The organism is Burkholderia sp. LFS061, assembly GCF_047978125.1.
GTDB lineage: Bacteria > Pseudomonadota > Gammaproteobacteria > Burkholderiales > Burkholderiaceae > Burkholderia > Burkholderia pyrrocinia_C.
Window position 1 is genome coordinate 1 of the sequence record NZ_JBFPFS010000155.1, and the last position, 397, is coordinate 397.

At 55.2% G+C, this 397-nt stretch carries 1 pseudogene; it reads left to right on the forward strand.

The features are described from left to right. Window positions 1-64: 64 nt before the first annotated feature. Window positions 65-397, forward strand: a pseudogene (locus ACNQQL_RS36130) (transposase); the annotation flags it as partial.

Sequence of the window (397 nt, forward strand, 5' to 3'; positions counted from 1 at the left end):
TGTAGTGGTCTAATGAATCCGGACACTGATTTAGGCGAGAATGTTCGCCATGAAGAGGTGTCTGATGAGCAAGCAACGACGTACGTTTTCCCCGGAGTTCAAACAGCAAGCCGCCTGCCTGGTGCTCGACCAGGGCTATAGCCATATGGAAGCGAGTCGCTCAGTCGGCGTCGGCGAGACGGTACTGCGTCGCTGGGTGCACCAGCTTCAAATGGAACGCCAGGGCGTCACGCCGCAGGGCAAGGCAATCACGGCGGATCAACAGCGTATTCAGGAACTCGAGGCGCGTATCGAACGCCTCGAGCGTGAGAAAGCCATTTTAAAAAAGGCTACCGCGCTCTTGATGTCGGAAGGCATCGAACGTACGAAGTAATTGATCAGATTGGCGCAAGCGAAT